The 18,341-nt window shown below is 45.5% G+C and carries 14 protein-coding genes; 10 read left to right on the top strand and 4 right to left on the bottom strand.

The features are described 5' to 3' along the window. The first annotated feature begins 13 nt into the window (after positions 1-13). From mraY to NBH16_RS04025, 10 genes are all read left to right on the top strand, one after another. Entirely contained in the window at positions 14-1,273 is a 1,260-nt protein-coding gene (gene mraY / locus NBH16_RS03980; protein ID WP_005861367.1) for a phospho-N-acetylmuramoyl-pentapeptide-transferase, read from the top strand. 3 nt (positions 1,274-1,276) lie between these two features. Continuing rightward, a complete protein-coding gene (gene murD, locus NBH16_RS03985) occupies positions 1,277-2,614 on the top strand; it encodes a UDP-N-acetylmuramoyl-L-alanine--D-glutamate ligase (RefSeq protein WP_250788124.1) in 1,338 nt (445 codons plus the stop codon). Between the two features lie 11 nt (positions 2,615-2,625). Then, positions 2,626-3,933 carry an FtsW/RodA/SpoVE family cell cycle protein gene (locus NBH16_RS03990; RefSeq protein WP_250788125.1) on the top strand — a complete coding sequence of 436 codons (1,308 nt, stop codon included), beginning with the start codon at positions 2,626-2,628 and terminating at the stop codon, positions 3,931-3,933. Continuing rightward, positions 3,930-5,036 carry an undecaprenyldiphospho-muramoylpentapeptide beta-N-acetylglucosaminyltransferase gene (gene murG, locus NBH16_RS03995; RefSeq protein ID WP_008773833.1) on the top strand — a complete coding sequence of 369 codons (1,107 nt, stop codon included), beginning with the start codon at positions 3,930-3,932 and terminating at the stop codon, positions 5,034-5,036. Before NBH16_RS03990 ends, murG begins: the two co-directional genes overlap by 4 nt. Before the next feature lie 5 nt (positions 5,037-5,041). Further along, positions 5,042-6,430 carry a UDP-N-acetylmuramate--L-alanine ligase gene (gene murC, locus NBH16_RS04000; RefSeq protein WP_005861375.1) on the top strand — a complete coding sequence of 463 codons (1,389 nt, stop codon included), beginning with the start codon at positions 5,042-5,044 and terminating at the stop codon, positions 6,428-6,430. Further along, positions 6,427-7,155 carry a cell division protein FtsQ/DivIB gene (locus NBH16_RS04005; protein ID WP_005866972.1) on the top strand — a complete coding sequence of 243 codons (729 nt, stop codon included), beginning with the start codon at positions 6,427-6,429 and terminating at the stop codon, positions 7,153-7,155. The genes murC and NBH16_RS04005 overlap by 4 nt, the downstream gene beginning before the upstream one ends. Positions 7,156-7,160: 5 nt before the next feature. After that, positions 7,161-8,519, top strand: coding sequence for a cell division protein FtsA (gene ftsA, locus NBH16_RS04010; RefSeq protein ID WP_250788126.1), 1,359 nt, complete (start codon positions 7,161-7,163; stop codon positions 8,517-8,519). A gap of 33 nt (positions 8,520-8,552) precedes the next feature. After that, positions 8,553-9,917: a cell division protein FtsZ gene (ftsZ, locus tag NBH16_RS04015; RefSeq protein WP_005866974.1), complete on the top strand. Its 1,365-nt coding sequence runs from the start codon at positions 8,553-8,555 to the stop codon at positions 9,915-9,917. 19 nt (positions 9,918-9,936) lie between these two features. Then, positions 9,937-10,386 (top strand): GatB/YqeY domain-containing protein, encoded by a 450-nt coding sequence (locus NBH16_RS04020; RefSeq protein WP_005861384.1) that lies wholly within the window; start codon positions 9,937-9,939, stop codon positions 10,384-10,386. 115 nt (positions 10,387-10,501) lie between these two features. After that, positions 10,502-11,911: a carbon starvation CstA family protein gene (locus tag NBH16_RS04025; protein WP_009018309.1), complete on the top strand. Its 1,410-nt coding sequence runs from the start codon at positions 10,502-10,504 to the stop codon at positions 11,909-11,911. 53 nt (positions 11,912-11,964) lie between these two features. On the opposite strand, the gene rprY is transcribed toward NBH16_RS04025, so the two are convergent. The 4 genes from rprY to NBH16_RS04045 all read right to left on the bottom strand — a co-directional run bounded on the left by rprY (position 11,965) and on the right by NBH16_RS04045 (position 18,024). After that, the gene (gene rprY, locus NBH16_RS04030; protein ID WP_005861388.1) at positions 11,965-12,696 is read right to left on the bottom strand and encodes a response regulator transcription factor RprY; all 732 of its coding nucleotides are present in this window, start codon (positions 12,694-12,696) and stop codon (positions 11,965-11,967) included. Positions 12,697-12,698: 2 nt separating this feature from the next. Continuing rightward, on the bottom strand, positions 12,699-14,258 hold the full coding sequence (locus NBH16_RS04035; protein ID WP_009018308.1) for a sensor histidine kinase: 1,560 nt from the start codon (positions 14,256-14,258) through the stop codon (positions 12,699-12,701). Between the two features lie 264 nt (positions 14,259-14,522). Beyond that, the gene (locus NBH16_RS04040) at positions 14,523-17,342 is read right to left on the bottom strand and encodes a TonB-dependent receptor (RefSeq protein ID WP_087343707.1); all 2,820 of its coding nucleotides are present in this window, start codon (positions 17,340-17,342) and stop codon (positions 14,523-14,525) included. 130 nt (positions 17,343-17,472) lie between these two features. Then, positions 17,473-18,024, bottom strand: a complete 552-nt coding sequence (locus NBH16_RS04045; RefSeq protein ID WP_008773829.1) for an RNA polymerase sigma-70 factor — start codon at positions 18,022-18,024, stop codon at positions 17,473-17,475. Between the last annotated feature and the right edge of the window lie 317 nt (positions 18,025-18,341).

Here is an 18,341-nt window from a genome sequence, read left to right on the forward strand (position 1 = left end):
TATTTAAGACGACATGCTTTATTATCTTTTTAATTATTTGGATCAGTTGGATTTCCCGGGAGCGGGTATGTTTAAGTACGTATCTTTCCGCTCGGGATTGGCCTTGATCTTGTCCTTGTTCATCTCTACGGCGATCGGCCGGCGTATCATCGATAAGTTGCAAATGTTGCAGATCGGCGAGACGGTGAGAAATCTTGGGCTGGAGGGCCAGATGAGCAAGAAGGGAACGCCAACGATGGGAGGTATTATCATTATTATCGCTATATTGATCCCGACTTTACTGTGTGCCAAGCTGAATAATATCTATGTGATATTGATGTTGGTGACTACGGTCTGGCTGGGTGCCTTGGGATTCGCGGATGATTATATCAAGGTGTTCAAGAAGAATAAGGAGGGCATGCACGGACGTTTCAAGATCGTCGGGCAGGTAGGACTGGGCCTGATCGTTGGCTTGGTATTGTTCATGAGTCCGGATGTGGTGATCAAGGAGAATATGGAGGTGCGCCATGATAACGTGATCGAGGAGGTGCGTTATCATACGGTGGAGACCAAGTCGACAAAGACGACCATCCCGTTCTTGAAAAACAATAATTTCGATTACGCCAATTTGGTGAACTGGGCGGGCGATTATAAGGAGGAGGCCGCGTGGCTGGTGTTCGTGCTGATGGTGATCTTTGTGGTGACTGCCGTGTCGAACGGAGCCAATATGACGGATGGATTGGACGGCTTGGCTGCCGGGACATCGGCGATCATCGGGGTGGCGCTCGGTATTTTGGCCTATATGTCATCCCACTTTGAGTTCGCCTCGTTCTTGAATATCATGTTTATACCCGGCGCGGAGGAGTTGGTGGTTTATGCCGCTGCCTTTATCGGTGCCACGGTCGGTTTCCTATGGTACAACTCGTATCCGGCCCAAGTATTTATGGGAGATACGGGGAGCTTGACCTTGGGAGGTATTATCGCTGTTTTCGCGATCATCATCCGTAAGGAGTTGTTGATTCCGATCCTTTGCGGTATTTTCTTGGTGGAGAATATATCGGTCATGTTGCAAGTGGCCTACTTTAAATATACGAAGAAGAAGTATGGGGAAGGTCGCCGTATCTTCAAGATGGCTCCTTTACACCATCATTTCCAGAAACCGGGAAACGCGGGTATACAGGCGTTGATCCAAAAGCCGTTCAATGTCGTGCCTGAATCGAAGATCGTGGTCCGTTTCTGGTTGATCGGTATTATTTTGGCTGTTATGACGATAGTTACGTTAAAGATGAGATAAAAGATGAGTAAGAGAATGGTTATATTAGGGGCCGGGGAGAGTGGCGCGGGAGCCGCTGTCTTGGCGAAGGCGAAAGGATTCGACGTGTTCGTGTCCGATAAATCGTCTATCAAACCTAAGTATAAGGAGATGCTGGACAACCACGGGATTCGTTGGGAAGAGGGACAGCATACCGAAGCCGACATCTTGAGTGCCGACGAAATTGTCAAGAGCCCGGGTATTCCCGACAAGGCTCCTATCATACAGTTATTGAAGAAGCAAGGTACGCCGATCATCTCCGAGATCGAGTTTGCCGGAAGGTATACGGACTCGAAGATGATTTGCATCACGGGTAGCAACGGCAAGACGACAACGACGATGCTTACGTATCATATACTGAAAGAAGCGGGCGTGGACGTGGGCTTGGCCGGAAATGTCGGAAACAGCTTGGCGCTTCAGGTTGCGGAAGATCCACATGCGGTCTACGTGATCGAGTTGAGCAGTTTCCAACTGGATAATATGTACGACTTTAAAGCGGATATCGCTATTATATTGAATATAACACCGGATCATCTGGACCGTTATAACTATGAGATGCAGAATTATGTAGACGCTAAGTTCCGCATCTTGCAAAATCAGACGAAGGACGACGCCTTCATTTTCTGGAACGATGACCCGATCATAGCCCGTGAGATCGCCAAACAGCATCCTGAGGCTACTCTTTACCCATTCGCCGAGACACATGAGAACGGCGTGAAGGGATATACGGAAAATAATCAAGTAGTTATTGAAACGGCAAACGGAACATTTACGATGGAACAAGACCTATTGGCATTGACTGGTACGCATAACCTGTATAACTCTTTGGCTTCGGGGATAGCGTCCAAGATCGTGGACATTCATGATGAGAAAATACGTGCCTCACTCAGTGATTTCACGGGTGTTGAGCACCGTTTGGAGAAGGTGCTTCGCGTGCGTGGTGTTGATTATATCAATGACTCGAAAGCTACGAACGTAAACTCTTGTTGGTATGCTTTGCAGAGTATGACGACTCCGGTCGTTTTGATCTTAGGGGGCACGGATAAAGGGAATGATTACTCGGAGATCGAGGAATTAGTGAATAAGAAGGTGCATTCATTGATTTTCATGGGTGTGGATAATACGAAACTGCATGCGTTCTTCGACGGGAAAGTGGCGAATATTGAAGACGCTCGCTCGATGGAGGAGGCTGTGGGGAAAGCTTATAAGATGGCTCATAAGGGAGATACGGTATTGCTCTCTCCTTGTTGCGCCAGCTTCGACCTGTTCAAGAGCTATGAGGATCGGGGCGATCAGTTCAAGGCTTGCGTACGTAATTTGTAATAAAGGATAAAATGGATCTGGCGAGTAAACTGTTTAAGGGCGACCGGGTGATATGGATCATCTTCATGTTCCTGTGTCTTATATCGGTGGTGGAGGTGTTCAGCGCGACCAGTACGATCGCTTATAAGAACGCGAATCACTGGGCGCCTATCGTACGGCACGCCACCTTTTTATTGGGAGGTTTCGTCATGGTATTGCTGTTACATAATATACCGTGTCGTTTCTTCTCTGCGTTTATTATATTATTGCCGGTCTCGATGTTGATGTTGATCGTGACGCCCTTTATCGGCGTGGACGCTAATGACGCACATCGATGGTTGGAAATCATGGGGATACAGTTCCAGCCTTCGGAGTTCGGGAAGCTGGCTTGTGTCGTGTTTGTCGCTTTCTTGCTCAGTAAGCGGGGGAAATTAACGGAGAACCAGATTTTTAAGTATATACTGATTGGGGTAGGACTGACCTGTGTCTTGATTCTGCCGGAGAACTTCTCTACGGCGTTTATGCTATTCGGGGTTTGTTTCCTGATGATGTTTATCGGTCAGTTGCCATTTGGTAAGTTGGCGAAGCTGGCGGGCATCTTGATGTTGGCGTTGGTATTGTTCTTGGTGTTGCTTAAGTTTACGCCAGCCGCTATTACTCAGTATTTGCCGGATCGATTCGTTACTTGGCAGGGGCGTTTGGAGCGTTTCTTCGACGGGCATAAGGATAATTTGGATGAGAGTGGTACGTATAAGATAACCGATGATAATTATCAGGTAACCCATGCGAAGATAGCTATTGCCAGGGGAGGCGTATTAGGACAGATGCCCGGACATGGCCAACAGCGTGACTTCCTGCCACAGGCGTATTCTGATTTTATCTATGCGATTATCATAGAGGAACTGGGTATCGTTGGGGGGATCTTTGTACTGTTGCTTTATATAATGCTGCTAGTGCGGGTCGGGATGATCGCCCGGAAATGTGATAAATCATTCCCGAAATTCCTAGTGTTGGGATGTGGGTTGCTGGTGGTAGTCCAAGCCTTGGCGAATATGGCGGTAGCCGTGAATTTAGTGCCCGTTACCGGGCAACCGATGCCGTTGGTGAGCCGGGGTGGTACGTCTACGCTTATATCTTGTATCTATTTCGGGATCATATTGAGCGTAAGTCGTTTTGGAGCCAATATCGGAAATGAGGATGAGGAAGAGGAGGATACGGAGAATCCAGAGAATCCTTCCGACGAGCCATCCGGAGAGACAATAAATCAGGTGGTCGAGGGAGAGAAAGAAGATAATCCGCTATCGGCTGTCGAAACGATAACTGTAGAGTCAAAAGTATGAGAAAGTACCGGATCATAATAAGTGGTGGTGGTACGGGAGGCCATATCTTCCCGGCCATATCTATCGCTAATACTTTCAAGAAACGTTTTCCGGATGCGGAAATCTTATTTGTGGGGGCGGAAGACCGCATGGAAATGGATAAGGTTCCGGCAGCTGGTTATAAAATCGTAGGTTTACCAGTGAGTGGGTTTGATCGTGCCCACTTGATGAACAACGTGAAGGTCATGGCTCGTTTAGCGAAAAGCTTGCGCTTGGCGAGGAAGACGATCCGTGAGTTCAAGCCAGATATAGCGGTCGGCGTGGGCGGTTATGCCAGTGGACCGACTTTATGGATGGCGGCTTCGCAAGGTGTTCCTGCGTTGATACAGGAGCAAAACTCGTATGCCGGTGTGACCAATAAGTTGTTGGCGAAGAAAGCGAGCAAGATTTGTGTCGCTTACGAGGGCATGGAGAAGTTCTTTCCGGCGGATAAGATCGTGATTACGGGAAATCCGGTGCGACAGGATTTGGAAGAGGCGCTGAGCAAGAAAGAGGAGGCGTTGGCGTTCTTCGGGCTTTCTCCGGAGAAAAAAACGATCCTTGTGGTAGGTGGTAGCCTTGGCGCACGGACGATTAACCGGAGTATTCAAGGGGATCTGGATAAGTTCTTCGCCTCGGATGTACAGGTTATTTGGCAAACCGGTAGGTATTATTACAGCGACGCTTCCAAGCATTTGAAGGCGTACCGGGGAATGCCGGTTTGGTGCTCAGACTTTATTACCCGTATGGATTATGCTTATTCAGCGGCCGATTTGGTGATATCCCGTGCGGGGGCTAGTTCTATCTCGGAGCTTTGCTTATTAGGAAAACCGGTGGTCTTGGTGCCTTCGCCGAATGTGGCGGAAGATCATCAGACCAAGAATGCCTTGGCCTTGGTCCATAAGGATGCCGCCGTTATGATCGCCGATAAAGACGCGGAAAAGGATTTGGTGCCTACTGCCTTGAAGATAGTTCATGACGATGAACGTTTGCGTACGTTGAGCCGTAATATCGAGACCTTGGCGCAACGCCATAGCGCAGACCGTATCGTGGATGAGATTGTTAAGATTATAGATAAGAAATAAGGAATATGGATATAAATAAAGTGACAGCGGTGTATTTCGTAGGTGCCGGGGGCATTGGGATGAGTGCCTTGATCCGTTATTTCCTCGCTAAGGGAAAACGAGTGGGCGGATACGATAAGACCCCTTCCGATTTAACCGAGGAGTTGAAAAAGGAGGGAGCCGATATTCACTATGAGGATAATGTAGCTTTGATCGGGGAGGCGTTCAAGTCGCCCGATGATACGCTGGTGGTTTATACGCCGGCGGTCCCGGAGTCGCATACGGAATTGACCTATTTCCGGGCGCACGGTTTTGAGGTGATGAAGCGGGCACGTGTCTTGGGAGAGATCACGAAAAGCAGCCGGGGTTTATGCGTGGCGGGAACGCACGGCAAGACAACGACCTCTTCTATGCTGGCTCATTTGCTGAAACAATCGCCAGTGGATTGCAATGCTTTCCTCGGAGGAATCCTAAAGAACTACGAGAGTAATTTGATGTTGTCTGATACGAGCGACTTTACCGTGATCGAGGCGGATGAGTTCGATCGTTCTTTCCATTGGCTTACTCCTTATATGGCAGTGATTACTTCCGCAGATCCAGATCATCTGGATATTTACGGTACGGCGGAGGCTTACCGGGAGAGTTTCGAGAAATTTACCTCCTTAATTCGTCCTGATGGTTGTCTACTGATCAAGAAGGGAATCAACGTAACGCCCCGTTTACAGGAGGGTGTCAAGAAATATACCTATTCCGTTACGGAAATAGCGGACTTTTACGCTGAAAATATTCGTATTTGCGACGGAAATATTACCTTTGACTTCGTTGGTCCGGAAATCCGTATTCCTGATGTGGAATTAGGTGTTCCCGTAAAGGTTAATATAGAGAACGGGGTAGCGGCTATGGCGATCGCTTGGTTGAACGGAGTGAAACCGGAGGATTTGAAAAAGGGTATGGCTACATTTGCCGGACCTCGCCGCCGTTTCGATTTCCATTTGAAGACTGATCAAGTGGTATTGATCGATGATTATGCCCATCATCCGGCCGAATTGCGACAGAGTATCTTGTCGGTGAAGGAATTATATGCGGGTCGTAAGGTGACAGGTATTTTCCAGCCGCATCTATATACCCGTACCCGGGATTTCGCTGGTGATTTCGCCGCGAGTCTCTCTTTATTGGATGAGTTGATCTTGCTGGATATCTATCCGGCTCGTGAGGAACCGATTCCGGGGGTGAGCTCTCGGATCATTTTTGATAAGGTGACGATCCCTTCCAAGACGCTGTGTAAGAAGGAAGAGCTTTTGGACGTGGTTGCCGCCGGGAAATATGAGGTAGTATTAATGGTAGGCGCCGGTAATATCGACCGTTTGGTGGAGCCTGTAAAAGAGATTTTATGTAAACAAATAAGGAAACCGTGATCCGAATAATTTCCATAGTAGTAGCCACGTTGTTGTTCTGTTACATCGTGTTTGTGTCGTTTTTCTTTCGGGAAATACGTCAGGACTCTATTTGCCAAGATCTGCAAGTCGTGGTGAAAGACAGTCTGGATAAACACTTCGTGAGCGAGAGTGACCTTGTGTCTATACTGAAGAAAGCCGGGCTAGATCCGATCAAGCGGTCAATGGCCGACGTGAATACGGATCGGATAGAGACGGAATTGCTTAAGAATGAGATGATCGCCCAAGTGGAGGCGTATAAGACTCCTTCGGGTATTATCAAGCTAGAGGTCATGCAAAAGATGCCTATCCTCCGGATTATGGGCGTAAGAGGTAGTTATTACGTGGATAATCTGGGAACCACCATGCCGATCAGTCGTCGGTATGCTGCGCATGTGCCAATTGTGAGTGGATATGTGGAAAAAGAGCTTGCGGTGACCGACTTATACAAATTTGCATTATTTTTGCAAGAGAATGAGTTCTGGAATGACCAGATTGAACAAATCTATGTCTATCCGGATAATGATATAGAACTTATTCCAAGAGTGGGTAACCACCGGATCATGTTGGGTACTTTGGATGAATTCGAAGAAAAGCTTGCGAATTTAAAGCTTTTCTATGAACAAGCGATCCCTAAAGTGGGTTGGGAAAAGTACAGTATGATTAATTTAAAATATAAGAATCAGATTGTTTGTACTAAAAAATAGATGATATGGCATACACAGACTTTATAGCAGCTATTGACCTAGGTACCTCCCATATGGTAGGAATGGTGGGGACTAAGAATGCGACGGGCGCTCTTTCAATCATCGCCTACGAAGTTGAGAACTCCGGCACCTGCATACGAAGAGGATGTGTATATAACGTGAAGGAGACGGCGAGTAAGATAAAACGCTTGATCCTCAAGTTGGAGAATAAACTGGGGGGGACCAAGATCGGGCAGGTATATGTGGGACTGGGTGGCCAGTCACTCCGTTCTATCGAGCATACGGTTTGCAAGGTGTTGGGAATGGAAGGAGTGGTTACGGAGGAGATCATAGACTCTCTTTATCAAGAGTGTAAGGATTATCGTCCGGATATGTTGACCGTTCTTGACGTGGTTTCTCCTTCCTATTTTTTAGATGATAAGCCAGAGTCCAACCCGGTGGGCGTGCCTTGTAGCCGTATCGAGGCTCGTTATAAGTTGATTGTTGGACGTCCTTCCTTGAAATTAAATATTGTCAATAGCATCTCGGAACAAGCGAAAATCGAGATCGCCGGTATTCTGGTGTCACCCCTTGCGTTGGGAGATGTTGTCTTGAGCGACAATGAGAAGGACTTGGGTTGCGCCTTGATCGGTTTCGGTGCCGGCGTGACGACGATATCTGTCTATAAGGGTGGTAAGTTGGCCAGCCTTTCCGTTGTTCCCTTTGGAGGTAATTTGATAACAAAAGATATAACCAATCTCAGGGTCGTAGAGTCTGAGGCGGAACGCTTGAAGATCACTTATGGTAGCGCGAAAGCGGACCGGGATAATGATATGACCATCCAAGTGAGTTTAGCGGATGGAATGGGCTTGCGTGAGATTAAGCTGGCCGAGTTGAACGGCGTGATCGAGGCCCGTATGGATGAGATCTTAGAGAATGTATATGCTCGTCTGGAGGCTACAGGCTTGATGAGCGTTCTCGGTGCCGGCATCGTGATTACGGGTGGAGGCGCCGCTTTGAAGAATTTACCGGCTGTTATGAGCGAACGCTTGAAGATGGAGGTTCGCTATTCAGCGGTTCGCAAGGGGGTTGTCGCTAGTGGTGATTTAGTGGTCGCCAGCAATCCCGAATATGCGGTAGCCGTCGGCCTCTTGGCGAAAGGAACTAAGAATTGTGCGTTATATATACCTCCTAAACCCGAACCTAAACCGGAGCCTAAGGTTGAGCTTGAACCGACAGTGGAACCGATAGTGGAACCGGAACCTATTAAGGAAAAACCGAAGAAAGAGAAAAAGGAGAAAAAAGGTTTTGGCTGGAAACCAAAGACTTGGATCGATACCTTTGGTAAAACCCTCTTCGATGACGATGATAACGAGAGTAAATAACGTGATCTACGAATGTAATAAAACCGGAAGACAATGGACGATACAATATTAAATTTTAATTATCCTACGGATACTCCCAAAATCATTAAGGTGATTGGTGTTGGAGGCGGTGGCGGAAACGCTGTTACTCATATGTATAAGGAGGGCATACACGATGTTACATTCGTGTTATGTAATACGGATAATCAAGCCTTGAACCGTTCGGATGTTCCTATCAAGTTGTTGCTGGGACGTGAGATCACGCAGGGATTGGGCGCGGGAAATAAGCCGGAACGTGCGATGATGGCGGCCGAGGAGAGTCTGGACGATCTTCGAGGTATGTTGAACGACGGTACGAAGATGGTATTTATTACCGCCGGTATGGGTGGTGGTACCGGTACGGGTGCCGCTCCGGTTATCGCTCGTATCGCGAAGGATATGGGAATATTGACGGTAGGTATCGTAACCATTCCTTTCTTGTTCGAGGGTGAGCGTAAGATTATACAGGCCTTGAATGGTGTGGAGGAGATCGCGAAGAACGTGGATGCCTTATTGGTGATCAATAACGAGCGTTTGCGTGAGATTTATTCGGACCTTTCCGTGATGAACGCTTTCGGCAAGGCCGATGATACCTTGACGATCGCCGCCAAGAGTATCGCGGAGATCATTACGCTTCCGGGTATTATCAACCTCGACTTCGCCGATGTTAACACCACGATGAAAGATGGTGGTGTCGCTTTGATGAGTAATGGTTTTGGTGAAGGAGAAGGACGTGTTCGCCAAGCGGTGGAAGACGCTCTGAATTCTCCGCTATTAAGCAACAACGACGTAAAGAACGCCAAGAAAATCCTGTTCAACGTATATTTCAGCGAGGAAGCCGAGTTGCGCATGGAGGAGATGAACGACGTGCATAACTTTATGTCCGAGTTCAACCGTGATATAGAGGTTATCTGGGGTACTGCCGTGGATAATACATTAGGTAATAAAGTGAAAATGACGATCCTCGCTACTGGATTTACGATGGATGATATTCCATTGATCGCTGATAAACGCAGGAATGAAGCCGCTCAGATGACGGAAGAAGAATTGCGCTTAGAAGAAGAGCGAATCGAGAAAGAGCGTAAGGAGCGTGATTTGATTGGTAAATATTATGGTGCTTCCGCACAAAAGGCGGGTCGTTTTACCTCTCGTGCGAAAGCGGTAGTTTTGACTCAGGAAGAGTTGGATGATGATGCCTTGATCGCTTTGATAGAGGATAATCCGACTTATAACCGGGATCCGAAGATCGTAGCCCGTGCCCGTTCCAAAGTAGCGGGAGAGGATATTCAAGTATCGGCTCCGACAACGGCGAAGCAACCGGCTAACCAACCTCGCCAAGATTCTCAGCGGGGGGGTAAACAAGTGATCAGTTTCCGATAGTTAATAATATAATAAGGATATGGATTTATTTGAACAAGTCAGTGAAGACATTAAAAACGCTATGAAGGCGAAAGATAAAGTCGCCTTGGAGACATTGAGAAATGTAAAGAAATTTTTCTTGGAAGCGAAAACCGCTCCGGGAGCCAATGATACGCTGACGGATGCGGATGCCTTGAAGATCATGCAGAAGTTGGTGAAACAAGGGAAAGATTCTGCTACGATTTATGTGCAACAGGGCCGTCAAGACCTAGCGGATGTTGAGTTGGAGCAAGTAAAAGTGATTGAGAAATATTTACCTCAACAAATGTCTGCCGAGGAATTGGAGAAAGAATTGAAAGCTATTATCGCTCAAGTCGGTGCCGCTGGCCCGAAAGATATGGGTAAGGTAATGGGTGTAGCCTCAAAAGCATTGGCAGGAAGAGCCGAAGGACGGATGATTTCCGAGACGGTTAAGCGTTTACTTAATTAATTGATTCATACGAAGACCGCACTAAGGGCATTCTGACAATTACTCGTTAGAATGCCCTTGGTACGGTTTTCTCGTATATACCTTTTCCTTTGACAATTTAATTCTTTAGAAAACCATGATTACTTTTACATGTTGTCTGATAGCCCTTATCGTTGGATATTTTACGTATGGTAAATTTGTCGAGCGGGTGTTTGGCGTAGATCCCTCCCGGGTTACTCCCGCTTTCACAAAACAAGATGGTGTTGATTATATACCCTTGCCTACTTGGAAGATTTTCATGATCCAATTTTTGAATATAGCGGGTCTGGGACCTATTTTCGGCGCTATCATGGGGGCTAAATTTGGGGTAGCTTCTTTCCTTTGGATCGTATTGGGAAGTATATTTGCGGGTGCTACCCATGATTTCCTATCGGGAATGCTTTCGTTGCGGCATGATGGAGAAAGTCTTCCTGAATTGATCGGACGGTATCTGGGGAACAACTTTAAGCAATTTATGCGGGGCTTTACGGTTATCTTGATGATCTTGGTGGGTGCTGTTTTCGTAGCTGGGCCTGCAGGGTTGCTGGCTAAACTGACTCCGGAATATCTAGATGCTACGTTCTGGATTATCGTCGTATTCATTTATTATATACTGGCTACTCTATTACCTGTTGATAAGATTATCGGAAAGATCTATCCATTATTCGCCATCGCTTTGCTATTTATGGCCGTAGGTATCTTGGTTATGTTATTTATTAACCAGCCGCCGTTACCTGAGATTACGGATGGACTTAGTAATACGCATCCGGGAGGCTTGCCTATTTTTCCGATCATGTTTGTTAGTATCGCTTGTGGCGCTATCTCTGGCTTTCATGCTACCCAAAGTCCATTGATGGCCCGTTGCATGAAAAGTGAGAAATACGCCCGTCCCGTATTTTACGGAGCGATGATTACCGAAGGTATCGTAGCCTTGATCTGGGCCGCCGCCGCTACGTATTTCTTCCATAATAACGGAATGGAGGAGAACAATGCCGCTGTCGTAGTAGACAGTATCACGAAAGAGTGGCTGGGCGCTGTCGGAGGTGTATTAGCGATACTGGGTGTGATAGCAGCTCCGATTACTTCTGGCGATACGGCTTTCCGCTCGGCTCGTCTGATTGTCGCAGACTTCCTGCATATGGAGCAAAAAACGGTGGTCAAACGTCTGATGATCTGTATTCCCATGTTTATCGTTGCGATAGGAATCTTATTATATAGTCAAAAAGATAAGGATGGCTTCGATATGGTCTGGCGTTATTTCGCATGGAGTAACCAGACGTTGGCAGTATTTACTCTATGGGCCTTAACCGTATATTTGGTACAAGCAAAGAAATTATATGTGATAACCTTGATTCCCGCCTTATTCATGACGGCGGTATGTTCTACCTATATTTTTGTAGCTCCGGAAGGGTTTGGTCTTTCCTCCGGTTTTTCTCAACTTTTGGGGCTACTAGTTACATTGATCGTTTTCGGGATCTTCTTAGTCTGGAAAAGAAAGAAAGTATAAAAAAGGCTGGCTTACATTTAGCCAGCCTTTTCTGTCGTTATTGTTCAAGTGAATTAAAGCACTTGTATGCCTTCCTCACGGGCTTGTTCCTCCCCGGAAGGAGTGATTAATTTATAACCCTTGCCGTGGATGTTGATGATCTCGATACCCGGATCGTCTTTCAACAATTTACGTAATTTCGTGATATAAACGTCCATGCTACGAGCGTTGAAATAGTTATCGTCTACCCAGATTGTCTTCAAGGCGTAGTTACGCTCAAGGATCTCATTTGCGTGGGCGCACAACAAGCTTAATAATTCGCATTCCTTCGTAGTAAGTTTCGTAACCTTGTCGCCGATAGCCAACGTTTGTTTTTGGGTATCGAACAAGAAGTTTCCTAACTTGTAGAAAGGAATATCTTTCATCTTCTTACCTTTCACACGGCGAAGGATAGCCTCGATACGAAGCAATAGCTCTTCCATGCTAAACGGTTTTGTCAAGTAGTCATCCGCACCGATCTTGAATCCTTCCAAGATGTCTTCCTTCATAGTCTTGGCTGTAAGGAAGATAATAGGGATATCAGGATTGATAGAGCGAATTTCTTGTGCCAAGGTGAAACCATCTTTCTTTGGCATCATGACATCCAACACACAAAGATCGTATTTACCTTTGGTAAAACCTTTGTATCCGGCTTCTCCGTCAGAGAATAGGTCCGTTACATACCCTTTAGCTTGTAAGTATTCTCTTAAAAGCATTCCTAAATTCTCATCGTCTTCACAAAAGAAGATCTTTAGTTTTTCTTCCATAACTAACTTTTTATAAGAGGTAAAGTAATAATAAATTTTGTTCCAATGTTTCCGGCACCACTTTCAGCACGGATCGTACCTTTGTGGTCCTCAATAATTTTGCGTACGTAAGCGAGTCCGAGACCGAACCCTTTCACGTCATGTACGTTGCCTGTCGGTACGCGGAAGAAACGGTCGAATACCTTTTTCAGATATTCTTTCTTGATGCCGATACCATTATCTTCCACGGAGATCAACAGCTTTCCGTTCTCGTTCCAAGTGCGTGCCATCAATGTAAGCGGAACTTCCGGGCGGCGGTATTTAACCGCATTATCCATCAAGTTGAACAATACATTGGTGATATGCATTTCATCCACATATATATCCGATTCTGTAGCTTGCAGGTCTATATCCATTGTACCGCCGTACTTCTCGACCTTTAAAACGAAGGTGTTAGCCACGTTCGCTACCAAATCATTCGCGTCAATTTCTTTCAGTTTAAGCGCCGCTTTCTGTCGTTCGAACAAAGACATCTGTAGCACTTTCTCGACCAAGAAACCCAATCGCTTCGTCTCGTCGTTGATTACGCCGGATATATGCTTGAATACGTCCGGACTCTTCGTTATATCCGAATCCTTCAACATTTGGGCGGCGAGCGAGATCGTGGATACCGGTGTCTTCAACTCGTGCGTCATGTTGTTGATAAAGTCGTTTTTCATCTCGGATAACTTCTTCTGACGGAATACGATGTAAATCGTGAAGACGAAGGTTATCAACAGGATCAATGAGAATATAACCGATGGAACGATGAAAGTAATAGAGCTTGAGATATAATCCCCTTTCGTCGGAAAATAAACTCTCAGGTAGTTTAGTTTCGATGGGGGATCGTTCGGGAAAAGCACTTGGGTGATCACGTCAGAGGCGATCGGTTGCTTTTGGAATTCTCCGCTCTGGTATACTACATTTCCATCTTTGTTAATAACAGAAAACACAAACGGCAAGTTCAAACCGTTGTTAATAAATTCTGTTTTTAAGTAATTGTTTAGCTTTTTAAAATCTACACGTTCCTCGATCGGTTTTAGGTTCGCGGTGTATAAGATGTTGTAAATCACCTCCTCGATCAGCCCACCTTGGTACTGGTAACGTCTTTTCAGTGTCTTCTGTAAATCTTTAGATGTGTTTACGATGCTGTTGGCAGACTGCCGTTTTGACAAGGAAGAGAGTGGCTCGAACTTGTGGGAACTAAAACTTTGCATCTCTATCTGTTGAACGGTTCCATTAGAATCCTTGATCTGTAATTGGTATTTCTCATGGTTGATCACTTGTCCTAGGCTTTGGGCATCCGGGGCATTTTGATACATGAAATTTGTCTCATCCCGGTTGATATCATCCTCGAGGTATTTACGGGTCTCATCCAATTCCAGATTCTTAGATACTTGGCGCAGGCTTCTTTTGACAGTCTCATTGAACTGTTCGCTGCGTGTCTTAAGTATAATGCTCACATAGTTTACCTGTAGGTATAATAACCCGGCGAAGGCAAAAGCCATAACTACCGCAAGCAACCAAATTGTCGACTTCCTCATATCAATATCTTTCTCTTAATATTGCAACAAATAACGTGTGTTTTAGTTTAATATTTACACAAAAAAGGTAAAAATAATCCGTTTAAAATGTTAATAATACTTTGTGAGCATAGAGAATGTATGCTAGCTAAGCATTGAAACTCCGCTGTTAATGCACTAGTTAGCGTTATTTTATCCTAAGTTTTTTATATATTATCCTACGTAAAAACAAGTCCGGTGCGTTCTTTGTTGCGCCCGGACTTTATAAAGTCTCCACTTAGGGGATTAAAATCGATGTCCCGGAGGAGGACCCATCGGACCTCTTCCCCGTCCGCTTCTACCCGGCGTTTTCACGTCGCTGGCACTGGCTCCACCTTTGAAGATGCTGAACCGATAGATGAAGTGTACCATGAAATAACTGCCTAGCGTGTTATATTCTGAGTCTTGTATATAGCTAGCGGTAACGGAACGGGAGATATTGCTTCGTTGTTGCAGGATATCGTAGATCTTGAAACGGAGCGTCCCTTGGTTATTCTTTAAGAAAGACTTGGAGGCTGAGGCATTCCATAGGACTTCGTTCTGTTTGAATCCGTCCCCGTAGCCAGAGTTGGTAGACCAGTTCACGTCACTCTCTATCTTGAAATTGAGGGGCAGATAGATTGTCGTGTAACCGCCGGCTCCGTAATTGAAGGTGTTTTGGTTATTTTCCTTTTGCAGGGAGTTGCTGGTGGCATTGTAACGAATATTCCCGTTTACGCCCAGATCCAGATAAGAGGAGCGGAAGTCGATACCACCACGTTCGGACAATATGAGATTCCGGTTCGTATTCTTCTCCTCGTTGATATATCCGTTGCTATTAGCGAACGAGGCCATTGTCATGGAGTTGATGGAGAATTTCTTATTCTTCAAGGGGGTGTTCAACATCATACGGACGTTGCCACTATAGTTGCCATTTACGTTTTTGTAAGTGGTGGTCTTTACACCTGTCTCTTGGTTATAAGAGGTATAACTTACGATATCGTTGATGATATAACTACCGTTTGCCATGATCATGAAGGCCCGTTGTTTCTCCGGCGTGAACTGTTGGAAACGAATAAATACGTTGTTCGTATAGCGGGGATTCAAATCCGGGTTACCGATCGTGATATTCGTCGGGTCCGAGATATCCGCTACCGGTTGTAATTGAGTCATGCTCGGTTGGCTGGTACGGCCATTATACATGATACGAAGATTCGTACGCTTATCGAACATATAGTTGAATTGAGCCATCGGGGAGAGGTTGACCACCTTACGGGTTATCTTGGATAAGGTCGTGTCGCCAACGAAATTCTCGCTGCTGGAATAGGATGGGTCCAGATTCAAGCCGATCGTGTAGTTGAACTTTTCCCGTTGAGACTTGAAGCTCAAGCTGGCCCGCTGGCTGATAAAGTTATTGCGATAGCTTTGGCTGTAGGCGGAATCTAATACATTATATATACCATCAGCGTCTTGGTTGTAAACATTCTTCAAGGCTTCTTGTTTCCGTTGGCTGATGCTATAAGTGGCTTGGATGAAATTATTATGCCCGATCGGTTCTACCCACGATACGTAGGCCCGGTAATTGAAACCTTTGTTGTCGTAACGTGAGCGCTGGTCGATAATGCTATTCTTCAAGGCATCAGTCTGGTTGAAATAAACGATGTCGGAACGGTTCATGCCGTCACTGTACGAATCGCTATTGCCTCCGGAAAGGGTGGCGCTGAACACACGCCCTTTGTTATTGAGCTTACGGCTGAAATCGATGCTGGCATTTAGGTTGTACCCGTTACTTTCCGAGTAATTGCTGGATTTGTTGGTATTGACCGTATCCCGTTCATTATCCAAGGTGGTAGCATCACTGAAATTGTCATTCATGCTATGGCTGAGGCTGAAACTCGGGCGGAAGATAAGTTGAGTCATCGTGTCCGGTTTCCATTCCAAGCGAAAGTCTACGCCAAAGTTATCGCTCTTCGTACGGCTCATCGCCTCGCTATTATCGTAGGAGGAACTATCTCCGGGAAGAATATTCTGCCGGTCGCTCTTGCTGCGAGCGTCATTGTCGGAATGGGAATAACGAGTATTTCCCCCAAGAGTTAGTTTATCCGGCTTGAATTCCTTGCTGAAGTTCAAACCTGCGTTTCCGGAAGAGGTGATACCGCTACCCGCTCCGAAACCTCCTCGTCGGCCTCCACCGCCTCCCATACCGGAGAACATTGTTGAGGCTAGATCGGAAAAGCCCATATTATTCGTGTTATTCGCTCCCCCCATGAACGTGATCTGGTCATTATTCACGAAACGATTGACCATGGCGTTGCCTTCATACCGATCTTTACTTCCGTATCCGCCATATGCGTTGCCAAACCAACCTTGCTTCATGCCGGGTTTCACGGTTAGGTTGATGACGGTCTCTTCCTCTCCATCGTCGAAGCCAGTCATTTGGGCCATATCGCTTTTTTTATCAAGTACCTGTAATTTATCGATCATCTTGGCTGGAAGATTCTTGGAGGCCACTTTCGGGTCATCGGAGAAGAACTCCTTTCCGTCCACCATTACCTTTTTCACCTCTTTTCCATTGACGGTGATCTTGCCTTCGCTATCTACCTCCACACCGGGCATCTTTTTCAATAAATCCTCCAAAACGGAGCCTTCGGTTACTTTATAAGAATCCGCGTTGTATTCCACTGTGTCGTTGCGAACGGTAACCTCGGGTGCCTTACCTATAACTACGGCTTCTCCCAACTCGATCGCTCCGTCGCTTAATTCAAGTTTACCTACGTTTACGGGATTTTTCTTTCCGGTGATTTGCAAGGGTTGGTACAATGGATCGTATCCGATGAATGTGATGTGTAGTAAATAACTTCCTTTCTTTACGTTTTTCAAGGTAAAACTACCATTACGGGCGCTCACCACACCTCGTACCATGGCACTGTCTTTTACGTTCAGCAATCGTACCGTTGCTTGCTCGATGGGGGTATCACTACCTTGCTCAACGACAGATCCGGTAACATTAACACCGCTTTGTTGTGCGAAAGCCATCGGTGAAAAAAGGATCATCAACAACATCAAAAGGCACTTTCCCGATTTCATAACTATATGGATTACATTGTTTACAATTACGAAAAGATAGACAAGGTTCACTCAAAATAGTTTAATATAACTTTTATGGATTTGATATTATTAACAATCGTGCAGGCCTTTGGATTTATGGAGAGTATTCTTAGAACAAGAACATTATAAAAGGTAAATAGTCCTTCAATTTAACCCGCAATATTTTCAAGGATTGTGTAATCCGGTATTCCACGGTTTTGATAGAAACCCCCAAGGCCTCTGCGATTTGGGGATTAGATTGCTCTCCGAATCGGCTAAGTTTAAATGTCTCCCGGTAATTCTCAGGCAATTCTTCGATCGCTTTCGTGATATTCTCTGTAAGCTCGTTTACGAAATAGGTATCAGGATTCTCAAATTGATCTTTAATCTTATCATAAATCAGGCTATGTACTCGCTCATGATACAATTGCCTTTTGATCGCATTGAGGCAACGATGCTTAACAGCCATAAAAAGATAGGATTTTAGGGATATCTCTACAAATAAGGAATTTCGGTTTTCCCATATAAATAACATTAGCTCCTGAATAAGTTCTTCGGCATCCTCATCAGAAACATATTGGGAAGCATATTCGCATAGCGGCGAATAAAATTTGATAAACATCTGTTTAAAAGCGTCTTTACTTCCTAATTGTATTTGTTCAATTAAAGTAGAATCATCCATAGCACCTTCTTCATCCTTTCTTTTCTGTAAGCAAAGATATATTTTATCTTGGATATTCAAGATTAAAATTAGGGTAACCGCATCGAAATATCACTTTTAGGACATCCTTATCGCAAGATATACTTACTTTACCGATGAAGTACTACTTACTTTACTGATAAAGTATATATCCTATGGGAAAGTAAGTAGTAAAATGTCCATTCCTAAAATCACTTGTCACTTTTGGGGTAGTTAAACAACTTTACTTGTCAATAAACTCATGATCCTCCTGGCTTACTTGTCACTCTCTGATAAAGCCTACCAAAAAGCTTGTCATC

The organism is Parabacteroides sp. Y3-G-102, from assembly GCF_023656845.1.
Lineage (GTDB): Bacteria > Bacteroidota > Bacteroidia > Bacteroidales > Tannerellaceae > Parabacteroides > Parabacteroides distasonis.